The organism is bacterium (assembly GCA_035295165.1).
In the GTDB taxonomy this organism is placed as follows: Bacteria; Sysuimicrobiota; Sysuimicrobiia; order Sysuimicrobiales; family Segetimicrobiaceae; genus JAJPIA01.
Map to the genome: position 1 here is coordinate 21,275 of DATGJN010000118.1, position 14,105 is coordinate 35,379.

Here is a 14,105-nt window from a genome sequence, read left to right on the forward strand (position 1 = left end):
CCTACGACGCCCCGGCGGGCCGCGCCGCCGGGCGTCCGCCGGTCCCCGCCGCGGCCGCGCGCCTGGCCCGGCCGCGGCGGTAGCTCAACTCCCACAGAAACGCCGCGAGCATCACGAGGACGGTGATGCCCCAGATGAACGGCGGATCCCGGGAGATCACGGCGATGTTCAGCATAATGAGCGCGCTGAACCCGATCCAGTACACGAGCGCGAGCACGCCGACGACGAAGAACAGCGGGCGCTGCGTCGGCAGCGTCTCCTTCGTGCGGTCGAGAAACGGCACGAGCATGCCGTACCCAATCAGCAGCGCTGGCGCGACGCCGGCCCACAACGGCGGCATGTATTTCACGACCTGGTACAGCGCGAGGAAGTACCAGTCCGAAAGCACGGGCAGCGGCGTTCGGTTGTTGTTCGCCCACTGGCCGAGGTCCGGCAGGTTGGTGAAGCTCACGAACGCGAGGAAACTCAGCACGAGCACGATCGCGAACGCCGAGAGATTGAGGTGGCGGCGGCGCGTCCGGTAGAAGAACGTCTCCGCCACGATCGCGAGGACGATCGAGATCCCGAAGTGGATCGCGTAGAACCGGGTCAGCGTGCCCTGGCCGAGCGCCGGCCCGCCAAGAAAGATGTACGCGGTCGCGTGGCCCAGGCCGAGGTTTCCGAGGATCGGGATCTCGTCGTAGTATGTCGGCACGGTCAAGATCACCTTCGCCGCCCAGAACGCCCGCTGGTTCCACTCCAGCGTGTACCCGGTGACGCCCGAGATCATCGCCAGCACGAGCGACGCGAACAGGATCATCCACGTGAGCTCGCCCGGCTTCTTGTACTCGCCGGCGAAGTACATGCGGTAGATCCGCAGCGTGATGCACGTGATCAGCATGTCACCGCCGTATTTGTGGAGCCCGCGCACCAGCCAGCCGAAGGGGATGTCGTAGGTGATGTGCTCGATCGAGCGGTACGCGCCGGTCGTCGTCGGGATGTACCACAGCATCAGCACGACCCCGGAGACGATCACGACCATCCACGACAACCAGACCAGGCTCCCCAGAATGTACAGGGGGTTGTCCTGGCGCGCCGTCTTCGTTTCGTCGAAGAGGTCCAGGTGCTGCTTGCGGTCCTGGAACCATTCCTTCAGGTTTGCGAGTACCGCCTCCACCGCTTACCTCCAACCTCCCGCCGTGGGCCCGCTGGGCCGCCCGCCGCCTACGCGCCTTGCGGCGCCGCCGGGTCCGTGGGCCGGCACTGCGCGATCGCCCCCACCTCGGCCCCGGTGACGACGATGTCGTCCCCGCGAATCTCGAACTTGAAGTAGCGTGCGCCCCGTGGCGCCGGACCGGAGATCACGTTTCCGGGGTTGTCGGGGTACTCGGGATCGTAAATACTGAAGTGACACGGACACGCCATCAGCGCGTGCTGTTCCCAGTTGGGCGGCGTAAAGCCGCCGTACCCGGCCGAGACCTCGTGGTAGTCGGACACGTAGTTGTAGATGCACCCGAGATGCGGGCAAATGCGGGAGAACAGCACGATGTCGGTCTCCCCGTTGAAGCCGACGAAGCCCTCACTGTTCACGAACTTCACCTTCTTCGGGAGCCGGACCGCCACGCCGGGAACGTTGCTGGCCTCCTCCCCGTCCGGTGTGTACTGGACGAACTTCTGCACGTAGGTGAAGTAGAAGGAGTCCCACGGCTTCGCGAGCTGGGAGACCTTCCCAATCACCTGAGCGCCACCCTGCGGCAGGTCGGGCGCGATCGTGAAGATGCCCCAGGGCTTGTCGTTCGGCTTCAGGTACCGGAACAGCGGCGAGAGGATCGCGACGAGGCCCCCGATCACCGGGATCGCCGTCAGCGCCTTGAGCACGCTCCGCCTGTCGAATTTCATCCGATCCGCTCCCCCTGCGTCACGTCCCGCCGCTTGTCCCTACTTGATCGGCGGGTGCTTGTAGAAGAAGGTGTAGACGTAGTCCACGAGGTTGTTGACCTCGGCCGTGCTCAGCTTGCCCCGATAGCTCGGCATCGGTCCGCCGCCGTCGAGGATCGCGTTCGTGAGGTCCGCCCCGTTGCGCTGCACCATGTAGTTGATGTCGGTAAAGATACCCGGCCCTTCGTTGCGCGACCACGACCAGATCTGCGCCGCCATCTCCTGGCGGCGCGGGCCCTTGCCGTCGCCGTTGACGCCGTGGCACTGCGCGCACTGCGCTTCGTACAGACGCTTGCCCGCGCTCAACCCCTCGGGCGTGGTCCGGAACATCATCTCGTACACGTTCGCGTCCCACCGCTCAGCGTTCGTCAGTGTCTGCTGCTTGTTGGCGCCGAACGAGGCCTCGGGCCCGAACGCCGGCATCGCGGTGTACGCCCGCCCATCCGTGACGGTCTGGAACATGATCGCCGGGGTGATTACGCTCTCCAAATCGCGGTTGTGGAAATCGGCGGGCTTGCTCGGCACCGTCGGGCGGTGGATCGTGATCCCGAACAAGCCGACCACCAGCGCCAGTACGTCGTGTTGGGGCTCGACGAGCGTCGGCGCCATCGGCCCGTTGCCGTGCCCGTCCATCCCGTGGCACACCGCGCAGTTCTGCCCGTACACCTGCTTGCCCGTGATCGCGTCCGGCACGATCGGCCGGTCGTTCTCGTCCGCCACGAGCGGCGTCTCGACATTCTCCGCCGGCGGGAGGGTCATGGGCGTCCGGGTGCCCTGAAGTCCGGTCCGGGGTTGGCAACCGGCGACCACGACCGCGGCCGCGATCACCAGCAACAAGGCAGCCGGACGCGTCCGGCCGAACCCTCTCAGCATGCAGGCCCTCTCTTCCACGCCCATGGGCGCAGGCTGTATACGGCAACACAGAACCACGCCGTCGTGGCCTCACGCGACCGGCGCGGCTCCAGGTAAAAACGCACGCGGGACTCTCTGGTTCCACGGCGTCCTGATTCTCTCCTTCCCGCTGGGCGGGACGGCTCCCTGCGCGCCGCAGGCTGTGACGCGGTTCCAAGGCGGTTCGGGGCGCGCCTCACGTCGCCGCGACCGGACGGCGCGCGAGCGCGACCGCGACGCCCGCGAGCAGCAGCACGGCGAGCACCGACGCGGCCGCGATCGGCCAGCGATCGTCTGACGCGGGCAGCCCGTCGAGCGTGATTGTGAGCTGCCCGCCGGCCGGCACCGGGCCAGCCGACCAGCGCGCGAAGCGCCGGCCCGCGTCCGTCACCTCGGCCCCGGCGCGAAACCCCGGCCCGGAGAGCCGCACCGACGGATCGCCCACCAGCACCTCGACGTCGGTCGCACCGTACGGCAGCACCCAGGGCCAGGCGAACCGGCGGGTGCGCGGCTCCAGGCCGAACGCGTACCCGACCTGCATCGCGCCCGGCAGCACCGGGATCGTGTCCGTGATGGCGCGATCGGTGAGCCGGGGGGCGCGCCAGCCTCCGATGAACTCGACCGCCTCCGCGCCACGCGGCAACGGAAACACGAGCGGATCGTCCTCGGTGACGAGGACCGCGCGGTCGCTACCGTTCACGAGGCGCTGGACCACGCTGACGCGCACCGCCCCGCGCACCGTGTCCACGACCGCGAACATCACGGTGCCGCGGACGATCGTGCGGTCACGCGTGGACTCGTACACAGCGAGCTCAACTGTGCGCGTCGGCGCGGCAGGCGTCAGGAGCACGCGCGTCTCATACGGCACGCCGCCGTACGCGGTCCGCACAAGAAACACGCGCACGCCGCCGACCGGCAGCGCCCGGAACGAGAATCGGCCGGCGTTGTCGGTGACCGTCCGCCGCTCCGAGGACGAGCCGCGCTCCACGATCTCGAGGCTCACCGGCTGGCTGCCGAGCGGGTGCACCGGGGGGGTGTGCTGCACGACCGCGCCCTGGATCCCTCCGATGGGGCCCGCCTCGGGGGCGACCGCGCCGGACGGCGCCGCGGCCCCCGAAGGGACCCACAGCGACGCCGCGACGCACAGAAGGAGGGCCGTTCCGGCCCCCCTTCGTGAAGGACGCAGCGACGCGCGCGCGTCTGGCACCCTGCGCCTCAGGTCGGCCGCTCCGCTCCGGCAGGCGCCGCGCGGTCCGCGGCAAGCGCATCGAGGCGGCGCAGCACGGCGACCGCCTCGGCCTGATACCGCGCGCGGAGCGCGGCGTAGTCCGCCTCGTCCAGCTTGCCGGTGTCGCGATCGAGCTCGATTTCCCGCAGCGCCCGATACGCCGCCTCGCGCGCGTGCAACAACCGGTCGCGCTCGGCCTCCCACGCCGGCGCGGCCGCGGGCCGCCACAGCGGCGCCAGGACGAACGCCGCCGCCGCGCACGCCAGGACGACGAGCGCCACCCCCAGCGTCACTCGCCGGCGCTCCACGCGCCGCGGAACGCCGGCGCGCCCTCCGGGACCGCGCGCCGCTCCGGGATCATCGCGATGACGGCCCCGAGCGTCACCACCAGCCCGCCCGCCCACATCCACGAGACCAGCGGGTTGACGAGCAGCCGCAGCGTCGCCCGGCCGTCCTGGGTCCATCCGGCGAGAATCACGTACAGGTCGTCGCGCGGGGTACTGCGGAGCGCGACGTCGGTCGTGGCGTCGCCCGCGAGATAGAGGCTTCGCCGCGCCGCGAACGGCCCGAGATCGCGGGTCCCCTCGAAGACGCGCAGCGCCGCGGCGATCACGAGCGCGCCGGCCCGGGTGGACTGCGACAGACCGTCGAACCGCACCCGGTACTCGCCGACGGCCGCCGTCTCGCCGGGCGCCAGCGTCGCGACGCGTTGCGTCGAGAACACCGAGGACCCCGTGACCCCGCAGAACAACAGTAGGATCCCGAGGTGCACGATGTATCCGCCGTAGCGGCGCCGGTTGTGCGCGACGAGCGCCACGAGCGCGCGCACCGGGCCCTCGGCGCGGTGGGCGCGCCGCACGCGGACGCCCCGCACCCCCTCCGCCGCGACCGTCGCCGCGACGAACCCGCACAGCACGAACGCCAACACCGCCCCGGGGGCGCGCACGCCCGCGGCGAGGAGCACGACCCCGAGCACGACCCCGGCTGCCGCGGGGAGCTGAATGTTGCGCCGCAGGGTGTCCGCGGACGCACGCCGCCACGCGATCAGCGGCCCGATCCCCATCAGCACGAGGAGACCGAACGCGATCGGCACGACGATGTGGTCGAAGAACGGCGGGCCCACGTTGATCGCCCGGCCCGTCAGCACGGCCGACACGATCGGGAACACCGTCCCGAGGAACACCGAGAACGCGACGGCGAGGAACAGCACATTGTTCAACAGGAACGCGCTCTCGCGCGACAGCGTCGCGTCCAGCTCGTTCCGGCTGCGCAGCTCGTCCCACCGCCACGCGGCGAGGCCGAACGCGACCAGCAGCGCCAGCGCCAGGAACCCCAGGAAGAACGCGCCGAGCGGAGACTGGGTGAACGAGTGGATGCTGCTCAGCACGCCGCTGCGCGTCAGGAACGTCCCGAAGATCGACAGCCCGAACGCGAGGATGACGAGCACCACGTTCCACCGCGTCAGCATCTCGCGGCGCTCCTGAATCATCACCGAGTGGAGAAACGCCGTCGCCACGAGCCACGGCATCAGGGCGGCGTTCTCGACCGGGTCCCACGCCCAGTACCCGCCCCACCCCAGCACGACATACGACCACTTGGCCCCGAACATCAGGCCCATGGTCAGGCAGTACCACGCCCACAGCATCCACCGCCGCGCCAGCAGCACGCCCGCGTCCCCCGACGGCCCCGAGAGGAGCGCCGCGATCACGATCGCGAACGGCACGGTCAGCCCCACGAACCCCAGGTAGAGGGTCGGCGGGTGAATCGCCATCCACGGGTTCAGCAGCAGCGGGTTCATGCCGCGGCCGTCGGCCGGCGGGAACGACGACGTCGCAAACGGCGGCGTGATGAACGCCAGCATGAACAGGAAGAACACCGAAACGCCGGCGCACACGGCGACCAGCCCCGGCAGCAGCGGCGGCCGCTGCCGCCCGACGCTCCGCAGCGCCAGCAGCGTGTACCCGGAGAGCAGCAACGCCCACAACAGGAGCGAGCCCTCCATCCCGCCCCAAAACGACGTCAGGTCGTAGAAGAACGGCTGGGCGTCGCTGACGTGCGACACGACGTACTGAAACGCGTAGTCGCGCGTGCCGAGCGCCGTCCACAGCACTGCGGCCGCCACGCCTTCGAGGGCGGCAACCGCGACGAGCGCGCGGGACGCGCTCCGGACGATTTCCGGGCGACGGGCGCGCGCGCCGAGCGCCGCCGCGACCATCGCGTACAGCGCGAGGACCAGCGCGCCGAGCAGCGAAAACCGGCCGAGGTCAGCCACGGGTCGCGGCCGCGGTCATTGCGGCGTCTTCGGATCCGCCGGATTGTACTTCGTCGGACATTTCGCGAGCAGGGTGGTGGCGTCGAACGTCCCGCTGCGGTCGAGGCTCCCTTCCACAACCACCTGGCGGCCCTCCGCGAAGATATCCGGCACCACGCCGGCGTAGGTCACGGGCAGCGCGTGTTGCCCGTCCGTGACCACAAATCGCAGGTGCCGGTGCGCCGCGTCCCACCGGATCGTGCCGGGCGCCACGGTACCGCCGAGCCGCACGCGGTCCGTCGCCGTGCCCGGCGCGCGCTGCTCGAGTTCGCCGACCGTGACCCAATACGTGGCTCCCTGCTGGATGCCCCCGTACACGAGATACGCGAGCGACAGCACAATCGCCACGGCGCCCGTTACGAACACGACCGTGCGCCGCACGCCGTGTTTCATGCCGCCCCGCCCACGGACGCCCCCACCTGCGAGGCCGCGCCCGGCGCCTGCGCGCTCATCCGCGCAGCCCGGTTCCGTGCGAGGACGCGCCCGCCCGCGGCGGGGTACCGCCTGAGCGCGACCGTTCGATCAGCTCCCCAAGCTCCCGTTCGAGCCGCCGGCTCCGCTGCACGAGCCCGTACACATAGATGAACAGCCCGATCCACACGACCGCAAACGCCCAGAACAGGTACGTCATGCGCTCACGCGCCTTCGTCGGCGAACGCCTGCAGCCGAGTTTCGAGCATGCCGAGCCGGATCCGCGCACGCACGAGCACCACGTAGAAGAGGCTCCACGCCGCCAGGCCGGCGAGCAGCGCCCACGCCATCGACGGGGCGAGCCCGACGCTGTGCGTGGTGAAGATCACGGGGCTGAGCGCGCGCAGGTAGCGCGCCGACAGCCAGACGAGCGGCACGTCCACGAACCCGACGATCGCGAACACGGCCGCAAACCGAGCCTGCCGTGGGTCGTCGCCGGCGGCCGCGCGCAGCACGAGATAGCCGGTGTAGATCAGCCACAGAATGAGGTACGTCACGAGCTGCGGGTCCCACGTCCACCACGTCCCCCACACCGGGCGTGCCCACAGGGATCCCGTGATGATCACCAACGTCGCAAACAGGACGCCGATCTCCGCCGCGGACGCGCTTGCCACGTCCCACTCCCGCCGGCCGGTTCGCAGGTAGCGCACCCCAGCCCAGCACGCGTGGCCGAACGCGACGAAGCCCACCCACGCGAGCGGCAGGTGCACGTAGAAGATGCGCTGGATGTCCCCCATCACCGCTTCGCGCTGAGCGTACACGAACGCGCCGTAGAGGGCGAGCAGCATCGTCGCGAAGCAGGCCCAGCCGAGCAGGCCGTCCGCGGAACGGGGCACTCGTCCGTGTGTCATCGCGGCATCACGCGAAAAGCATAGCAAACGCCTGGAGGGGTTTCAACGAACGCCGGACTCGGCGGCACGCAACGTCACTGCCTGACGCGGATCACCATGTTGACGGGATTGATGAATCGGAGCGCCGTCAGCAGCAGCGCAAGGCCGGTGACCATGTAGACGACGGCCATCGCGTCGATCGCTTGGCTCGGCCGGATCCCCGCCGCGAACGCCGCGTAGTAAAGCGCGACGACGAGCGTCTGGCTCTTGGCCCCAGACACGAGGAACGTCAGCTCGAACAGCGCGATCGCCCGCACGAGGATCAACAGCCCCGCCGCGAGCACGCCGGGGAGGGCGATCGGCAGCAGCACGCGCCGGAACACCCGCCACGGCGACGCGCCGAGCGTGCGCGCCGCCCGTTCCAGGTTCGGGTCGATCTGCTCGAAGAACGGCGTCATGATCAGCACCACGAACGGCATCGCCGGCACGATGTTCACGATGATCACGCCTGCAAGCGACCCGCCGAGGCGGGCCGTGTACAGCATCGCAGCCAGCGGGATCCCGTAGGTGATGGGGGGCACCAGCATCGGAAGGATCAACAACAGCAGGAGCAGCGGTCGCCCCGGAAAGGCCCGCCGCGCCAGGACATACGCCGCCGGCACCCCAAGCGCGAGACTCACGATCGTCACGGTCAACCCCACGACAATCGTGATCGCCAGGACGTAGCCGAGGTCGAACTCGGCAATGGCAAACCGGTACCACTTCGTCGTGTACGCGTCGGGCAGCCACCCGCCGAACCACGTCGAGGCGATCGAGTTGAGGAACGCCGAGAGGAAGATGCCGGCCACGAGCACGGCAAACGCGCCGACGAGCGCATACACCCACCAACTCGGGCCGCCGCCCGCGTGGGCGCGGCGCGGGCGCGCGACGGACCGGTTCATCCGCGTCCTCCGATCGTGGGGCCCTGGTAGGCACGGTTCCGTGCCGCCAGCACGAGCGCCACGAAGACGAGCTCGATCGCGGCCATCACCATCGCGATCGCGGACGCCTGCGGGTAGTCGAAACGCTCGTACGCCGCCTGCCACGCGGCGAGCGCGATGACGCGTGTCTCGCCGGCGGGTTGACCGACCAGCACCGCCGATGGGAATACCGAGAACGTCGCGACGAACGACAGCGCAGCCGCTGCGGCGATACCCGGCGCGAGCAGCGGGAGCGTCACGCGCAACAGCCGCTGCCACCACCCGGCGCCGAGCGTCCGCGCCGCCTGCTCGAGCCGTGGGTCGATCCCGGACGCATACCCGAGGAGAACCAAGAACACCGCCGGGAAGTCCGAGATCATGAGCGACAGGAACACCCCGGTGTAGTTGTGCACGAACTGCACCGGCGTGCCGATGATGTGGAGCGCGAGCAGGAGCTTGTTGAGCCAGCCGGCCGGCCCGAAGAACTCGATCATCCCCTCCGCGAGCAGCACGGTGCCCAGCGTCATCGGGATCACGAGCAGCCCGGTGATCACCCGCTGCCCGGGGAGCGGGCGCCGCAGTCGGTACGCCAGCGGCAGCGCGATCAGAAGGTCGAGCAGCGTCACGGGCACGGCAAGCCGCAGCGTGTTCCAGATGGACGTCCGCTCCCGTGGGTCGCCGAAGAACACGGCGTAGTTCGCGAACGCCCCGGCCTTGGCCAGGGCACCCTGCGGATGGAGCGACAGCATCAGACCGTATGCGAACGGATAGATAAAGAGCATCAGGACGACCAGCAGCGCGGGCAGGAGCGGCAGCAACACGGCCCCACCTCGGCGCGCGCGCGGCGCCGGGACCGCCGCACCTTCCCCCGTCCGGTGTCGCACCGCCCGCTGCATGTCGCTCACTCGGGGGGAAACACGAGCAACCGGTCCGGGTCCACGCGCAGAGCGACGGGCGCCCCCTGCGGCCAGCGCTCGGCCGCCCGCACGACGAAGAGGGCACTCGTGTCCGTTTCCACGCTGCACTCGAACGCGTCGCCGATGAACTCGGCGAACTCGACCCTCGCCGGCACGCCCCCCGCCGCATCACCAAGCGGCCGCAACACCACGTCCTCCGGCCGCACCGCTGCGACGGCCTCGGCGCCCGCGGCCAGATCCCCGCGCGCCGTGCCTTCGAGCCGCAGGCCGCCCAGCGCGACGACGTGGACGCGGCCGCCGCGCACCGCCTCGACCCGTACGGGAAAGAGATTGCGGTACCCGAAAAAGTTGGCCACAAAGGAGGACTGCGGATGGAGATACACGTCCTCCGGCGTCCCGACCTGCCGCAGCGTGCCGTCCTTCATCAGCGCGATGCGGTCGGACAGCGACAGCGCCTCCTCCTGGTCGTGTGTCACGTAGAAGGTGGTGAGCCCGAGGGTCTGATGCAGCCGGCGGATCTCGAGGCGCATCTCCAGCCTGAGCTTCGCATCCAGGTTGCTCAGGGGCTCGTCCATCAGCAAGAGACGGGGTTCGATGACCAGCGCGCGGGCCAACGCGACCCGCTGCTGCTGGCCGCCGCTCAGCTGCGCCGGATACCGGTCGCCCAGATCCTCGAGGTGGACGAGGGCAAGTGCCTGCGCGACGCGGCGGCTCAACGCGTCCGGCCGCACCCCCATCATCTCGAGCCCGAACGCCACGTTGCGCCCGACTGTCAGGTGCGGGAACAGCGCATAGCTCTGGAACACTACCCCGAACCCGCGCCGCTCCGGAGGCACGGGTGACAGGTCGTCCCCGTCGAGCAGGATCTGCCCCGCGTCGGGGTCGACCAGGCCCGCGAGGCAGTTCAGCGCGGTGCTTTTGCCGCAGCCGGAGGGCCCGAGCAGACTGATGAATTCGCCGCCGTGTACGTCGAGATCGAACGCCGAGAGCGCAACGACGTCGGCGAACCGCTTCGTCAGCCCGCGAATCTCCATGCGACCGATCTTCCGGCCAGGGGGCGCGGCCGGCGCCTCACCCCCCGGCCCGGACGGCCGCATCGCCGTCTGCGCGGTCACTTGAGTTTGTTCGCGCCGACCCGTTGGTCCCAAATCTGAAACGCCTGCACGAGCTTGTCGGGATCGAGCGGAATCTCGATCGGCTGGCTCCGAATCAAATCGTCAAACGACTTACGCCGGACCGGGGCGAGCGTGTCCTGACTGTCTTTCGGCGCCATCGCCAGCGTCACGCCCTTGACGGCCGGCCCGGGATAGAAGTATCCGGTGTCGTACACCTTGGCCTGCTGGTCCGGCCGCAGCGTCCACGCGATCAGATCGAGGACCAACCCGAGCATCTCCGGCGAGTTGCCCTTCGGCACGCAGATGTACTGCGTGTCCGCGACAAGGTGCTCGCCCGTGAACGTAAATGCCCCGAAGTTCTTGGGCACCACGCCGAGGGCTCGGACGTTGAGGTCCCACCCCATCGTCGAGACCGCGATCGTGCGCGCCCCCTGCCCTAGTTCTTGAAATGTCCCGGCCGTCCCGGTCGGGTAGTACTGGATGCTCTGGCCAAGCTGCTGGTAGTACGGCCACACCTTGGTCCAGGATTGGGGCTCGCGCGGCTGCGCTTCGCCGAGCAGGTACGGCAACCCCATCAAGAAGCTCCGGCCAGGGCCGGAGTTTGCAGGACGCGCGTAGATCAGCTGCTGCGGGTTGCTCTTCGCCCACTGCAGCAGGTCGTCGGGCGTCTTGGGCGGCGACGGCAACTTCGCGGGATTGTACGTGAACGTCGGTCCATAGTTGCCGAACACGTCGAGGATGCCGTACCCTTGGGCGAGCCCCTGCGCCTTGGGCTGCTGGTAGTTACCGATGAGGTTCGGGAACTTCTGCTGAAAGTCCGGCAGGATCCGCTGCCAAATGTCTTGGACGATGCCCGCGGACAACGCATCGGAACCCGTCAGCACCATGTGGATCTGCAGCTGGTTTGCCAACTGTTGCGCCTTGATCTTCGCCGGGAGTTCCGGCGCCGTGGCCTGCTGGTAATTGACCTGGCTAACGTACTGGCCGTGCGACTTGGCGTAGTCCTCGATGATCGCCTTCGTCAGCTGCAGCTGACCCGCGACATCGATGATCGTCAACGCGAGCGGGCGAGACGGCATCGGGGGCAGCGCGGCCGCCTGCGCGGCCTCGACCGCGCCAAGACCCCGCGACCACAGCCCCGCGCCGAGCGCGGTCGCCCCGGCCCCGATCAGAAACGCCCTGCGCTTGAACGCCTTGCCGTCGCTCTCCACATGGCACCTCCCACGCATGATCGACTGCGCCTCTCGCACTCTGGCTTTTCGTAGCACTTCACCCACCCCCCTACGGTGCGCTCGCGCGCGCCACCAGTTCGGGCCGGATAACGACCTCCGCACGCTCGCCGCGGTGCCCCGACCCCGCGATCCTGCCCAACAGCATCCGCACCGCGGACGCGCCGATCTCGTACTTGGAGACGCGCATCGTCGTCAACGACGGCGTCACCAGTCTTGCCAGCAAGATGTCGTCGCACCCCACGATCGCCACGTCGTCCGGGACACGAACCCCGAGGTCATGGCACGCCTGGAGCGCGCCGATCGCGACCAGGTCGTTGTAACACACGAGCCCGTCGATCCCCCGGTTCGCGGACAGGAGGCTCGTCGCCGCCTGGTAGCCGCCCTCGAGGTAGGGCGGACAGGATACGATCGACGACGGGTCGTGCAGCCCGCCAGCGTCACCTACGGCGTTACGGAAGCCGTGCACCCGCTCCCGGCCGCTGTGCGAGTTCTCGGGCCCGGCGAGCATCGCCAGCCTCCTCCGGTGGCCGGCGAGCAGGTGGCCCACGGCCTGCCGGCTGCCGCTCGCATCATCGACACGCACGGTCCCGGCCGTTTCGTTCGGGACCGTGCGGTTGACGAGCACGACGGCGTGCTGCCGCTTGAGCATCGGCACGAGTTGCTCGTCGGGAAGACGGGCGCTACACACCACCACACCGTCCACCCGTTTCTCCTCGAGCAGACGCAACACAGCGACCTCGCGCTCCGCCTGCTCGATCGTGTTGCAGAGGAACACGCTGTACCCGGCCGCGAGTGCGACGTCCTCCGCGCCCCGTGCGATCTCTGGAAAGAACGGGTTCGCGATGTCCGGCACGACCAGACCCAGACTCAGCGTCCGCCGAGTCACCAGGCTCCGGGCGACGGCGTTGGGGCGATACCCCAACCGCTGGATGACCTCTGACACGAGCCGGCGGGTTGTCGGGCTGATTTCACCTTTGTTGTTAAGCACACGAGACACCGTCTGGGTCGACACCCCAGCCTCGCGCGCGACGTCTGAGATCGTTATTGTTGACTTCATCATCACAAGTGACGGAATGTTAACGCTAACGTGAGCCTTCACGTTCATTCTACTACGAGTCGCCTGGTCCCTTCAATTGGGGGTGGGACGGCGTGAGGTGACGTTCGTCAGTCAGCCACGACGTACTCGAACAGCCACGCTCCCAGCAGCACGAAGATGATGTCGTATGCGGTCAGCAACTTGATGGGCCCGAGGAGCGCGTCGAACCCGGCGCCGGCAAGCGCCAACCCGACGCCGGCGAGCGACACGATGATCACCGGAAGCACAACGGGCAGCAACAGGATCGGGAGCAGCACCTCGCGGAGCCGGGTGGTCGCGGTCATGGCGCCCAACAGAGTGCCGACCGCCGCGAACCCCACGCCGCCGAGCACGAGCGGGGCCGCGAGCGCAGGGGCACGGCGCCCCACGTCGGGATTCACGAACACGGCGGCGGCGACGACCACGACGGCCTGGAGGACAATGATGAGCACGAGGTTGGCGGCGCACTTGCCGAGGAACACCTCAGCACGACCGACGGGCGTCAGCAGGATCCCCCGGAGGGCGTCCCGCTCCTGCTCGATCGCATGCGACCGAGCCAGGCCGAGCGTCGCCCCGAACGCGACCGTCACCCACAAGATCGCGGGGGTCACGACCGCAGCCGCGCTCGGATCGGCCCCGACGGCGAGCCCCAGGATGACGACGGTGAGAAACGCGACGAGGCTCATCGAGCTCAGCAGCTCTCGCGTGCGTGCCTCGACGACGAGGTCCTTCCACGCCAGCAACACAACGGCCCTCACGGGTCCGGCTCCACACCGGCGGCGTCCCGGTACCACGTCTCGAATGCCGCCGTGTCCAGTCCCGCAAGCGGTCGGGGCGGGCCGAGGCGCCCGTGCACGAGGACGCGCGCCTGTTCGGCGACGCGGAACGCCTCCGCCGCGTGATGCGTGGTCACGATGAGCGCGCCACCCTGCGCGCGAAACTCGCCGAGGAACCCGGTGAGCCGGCTCGCGGCGTCGGGATCGAGGCCGGCAAGCGCCTCGTCGAGCAACAACACCGTCGGCTGGTGCACCAGCGCCCGCGCGAGCGCCGCCCGCTGCAGCAGTCCCCGCGACAGGCTGCGCACCGGGTCGTCGCGACGACCGAGCCCGACAAGGTCACACGCCCAGATCGCGCGCTCCCGCACGTCCCGCACCCCGTA

The 14,105-nt window shown here is 69.4% G+C and carries 16 protein-coding genes; all 16 read right to left on the reverse strand.

Annotation, left to right across the window (positions count from 1 at the left end; all coding sequences use genetic code 11):
• Window position 1: 1 nt before the first annotated feature.
• A complete protein-coding gene (locus VKZ50_21710) occupies window positions 2-1,156 on the reverse strand; it encodes a cytochrome b N-terminal domain-containing protein (protein HLJ62346.1) in 1,155 nt (384 codons plus the stop codon).
• A 47-nt stretch (window positions 1,157-1,203) separates the two neighbouring features.
• A complete protein-coding gene (locus VKZ50_21715; protein HLJ62347.1) occupies window positions 1,204-1,878 on the reverse strand; it encodes a hypothetical protein in 675 nt (224 codons plus the stop codon).
• 39 nt (window positions 1,879-1,917) lie between these two features.
• Complete coding sequence (locus VKZ50_21720; protein ID HLJ62348.1) at window positions 1,918-2,790, reverse strand: c-type cytochrome; 873 nt, start codon at window positions 2,788-2,790, stop codon at window positions 1,918-1,920.
• Window positions 2,791-3,004: 214 nt separating this feature from the next.
• Window positions 3,005-4,015: a hypothetical protein gene (locus VKZ50_21725; protein ID HLJ62349.1), complete on the reverse strand. Its 1,011-nt coding sequence runs from the start codon at window positions 4,013-4,015 to the stop codon at window positions 3,005-3,007.
• Between the two features lie 8 nt (window positions 4,016-4,023).
• Window positions 4,024-4,329 (reverse strand): hypothetical protein, encoded by a 306-nt coding sequence (locus VKZ50_21730; GenBank protein HLJ62350.1) that lies wholly within the window; start codon window positions 4,327-4,329, stop codon window positions 4,024-4,026.
• Window positions 4,326-6,308, reverse strand: a complete 1,983-nt coding sequence (locus tag VKZ50_21735; GenBank protein HLJ62351.1) for a cytochrome c-type biogenesis CcmF C-terminal domain-containing protein — start codon at window positions 6,306-6,308, stop codon at window positions 4,326-4,328. Before VKZ50_21735 ends, VKZ50_21730 begins: the two co-directional genes overlap by 4 nt.
• 15 nt (window positions 6,309-6,323) lie before the next feature.
• A complete protein-coding gene (locus tag VKZ50_21740; GenBank protein ID HLJ62352.1) occupies window positions 6,324-6,740 on the reverse strand; it encodes a cytochrome c maturation protein CcmE in 417 nt (138 codons plus the stop codon).
• 55 nt (window positions 6,741-6,795) lie between these two features.
• Window positions 6,796-6,978, reverse strand: coding sequence for a CcmD family protein (locus VKZ50_21745; protein ID HLJ62353.1), 183 nt, complete (start codon window positions 6,976-6,978; stop codon window positions 6,796-6,798).
• A 4-nt stretch (window positions 6,979-6,982) separates the two neighbouring features.
• Window positions 6,983-7,669, reverse strand: a complete 687-nt coding sequence (locus VKZ50_21750; GenBank protein ID HLJ62354.1) for a 2-vinyl bacteriochlorophyllide hydratase — start codon at window positions 7,667-7,669, stop codon at window positions 6,983-6,985.
• Window positions 7,670-7,743: 74 nt separating this feature from the next.
• Window positions 7,744-8,589 (reverse strand): ABC transporter permease subunit, encoded by an 846-nt coding sequence (locus tag VKZ50_21755; GenBank protein HLJ62355.1) that lies wholly within the window; start codon window positions 8,587-8,589, stop codon window positions 7,744-7,746.
• The gene (locus VKZ50_21760) at window positions 8,586-9,428 is read right to left on the reverse strand and encodes an ABC transporter permease subunit (GenBank protein ID HLJ62356.1); all 843 of its coding nucleotides are present in this window, start codon (window positions 9,426-9,428) and stop codon (window positions 8,586-8,588) included. Before VKZ50_21760 ends, VKZ50_21755 begins: the two co-directional genes overlap by 4 nt.
• 80 nt (window positions 9,429-9,508) lie before the next feature.
• Complete coding sequence (locus tag VKZ50_21765; GenBank protein ID HLJ62357.1) at window positions 9,509-10,558, reverse strand: ABC transporter ATP-binding protein; 1,050 nt, start codon at window positions 10,556-10,558, stop codon at window positions 9,509-9,511.
• Window positions 10,559-10,635: 77 nt separating this feature from the next.
• Window positions 10,636-11,850 carry an extracellular solute-binding protein gene (locus VKZ50_21770; GenBank protein ID HLJ62358.1) on the reverse strand — a complete coding sequence of 405 codons (1,215 nt, stop codon included), beginning with the start codon at window positions 11,848-11,850 and terminating at the stop codon, window positions 10,636-10,638.
• A 70-nt stretch (window positions 11,851-11,920) separates the two neighbouring features.
• Window positions 11,921-12,976 carry a LacI family DNA-binding transcriptional regulator gene (locus VKZ50_21775; protein HLJ62359.1) on the reverse strand — a complete coding sequence of 352 codons (1,056 nt, stop codon included), beginning with the start codon at window positions 12,974-12,976 and terminating at the stop codon, window positions 11,921-11,923.
• 59 nt (window positions 12,977-13,035) lie between these two features.
• Complete coding sequence (locus tag VKZ50_21780; protein ID HLJ62360.1) at window positions 13,036-13,704, reverse strand: heme exporter protein CcmB; 669 nt, start codon at window positions 13,702-13,704, stop codon at window positions 13,036-13,038.
• On the reverse strand, window positions 13,701-14,105 hold a 405-nt coding region (locus VKZ50_21785), incomplete at its 5' end, for an ATP-binding cassette domain-containing protein (protein ID HLJ62361.1). The genes VKZ50_21780 and VKZ50_21785, both read right to left, overlap by 4 nt.

Excerpts from the sequence above, each read along its gene's own strand:
- VKZ50_21715 (HLJ62347.1), bottom strand. The coding sequence starts at position 1,878 with ATGAAATTCGACAGGCGGAGCGTGCTCAAGGCGCTGACGGCGATCCCG.
- VKZ50_21720 (HLJ62348.1), bottom strand. The coding sequence starts at position 2,790 with ATGCTGAGAGGGTTCGGCCGGACGCGTCCGGCTGCCTTGTTGCTGGTG.
- VKZ50_21740 (HLJ62352.1), bottom strand. The coding sequence starts at position 6,740 with ATGAAACACGGCGTGCGGCGCACGGTCGTGTTCGTAACGGGCGCCGTG.
- VKZ50_21745 (HLJ62353.1), bottom strand. The coding sequence starts at position 6,978 with ATGACGTACCTGTTCTGGGCGTTTGCGGTCGTGTGGATCGGGCTGTTC.
- VKZ50_21750 (HLJ62354.1), bottom strand. The coding sequence starts at position 7,669 with ATGACACACGGACGAGTGCCCCGTTCCGCGGACGGCCTGCTCGGCTGG.
- VKZ50_21755 (HLJ62355.1), bottom strand. The coding sequence starts at position 8,589 with ATGAACCGGTCCGTCGCGCGCCCGCGCCGCGCCCACGCGGGCGGCGGC.
- VKZ50_21765 (HLJ62357.1), bottom strand. The coding sequence starts at position 10,558 with ATGGAGATTCGCGGGCTGACGAAGCGGTTCGCCGACGTCGTTGCGCTC.
- VKZ50_21775 (HLJ62359.1), bottom strand. The coding sequence starts at position 12,976 with ATGAACGTGAAGGCTCACGTTAGCGTTAACATTCCGTCACTTGTGATG.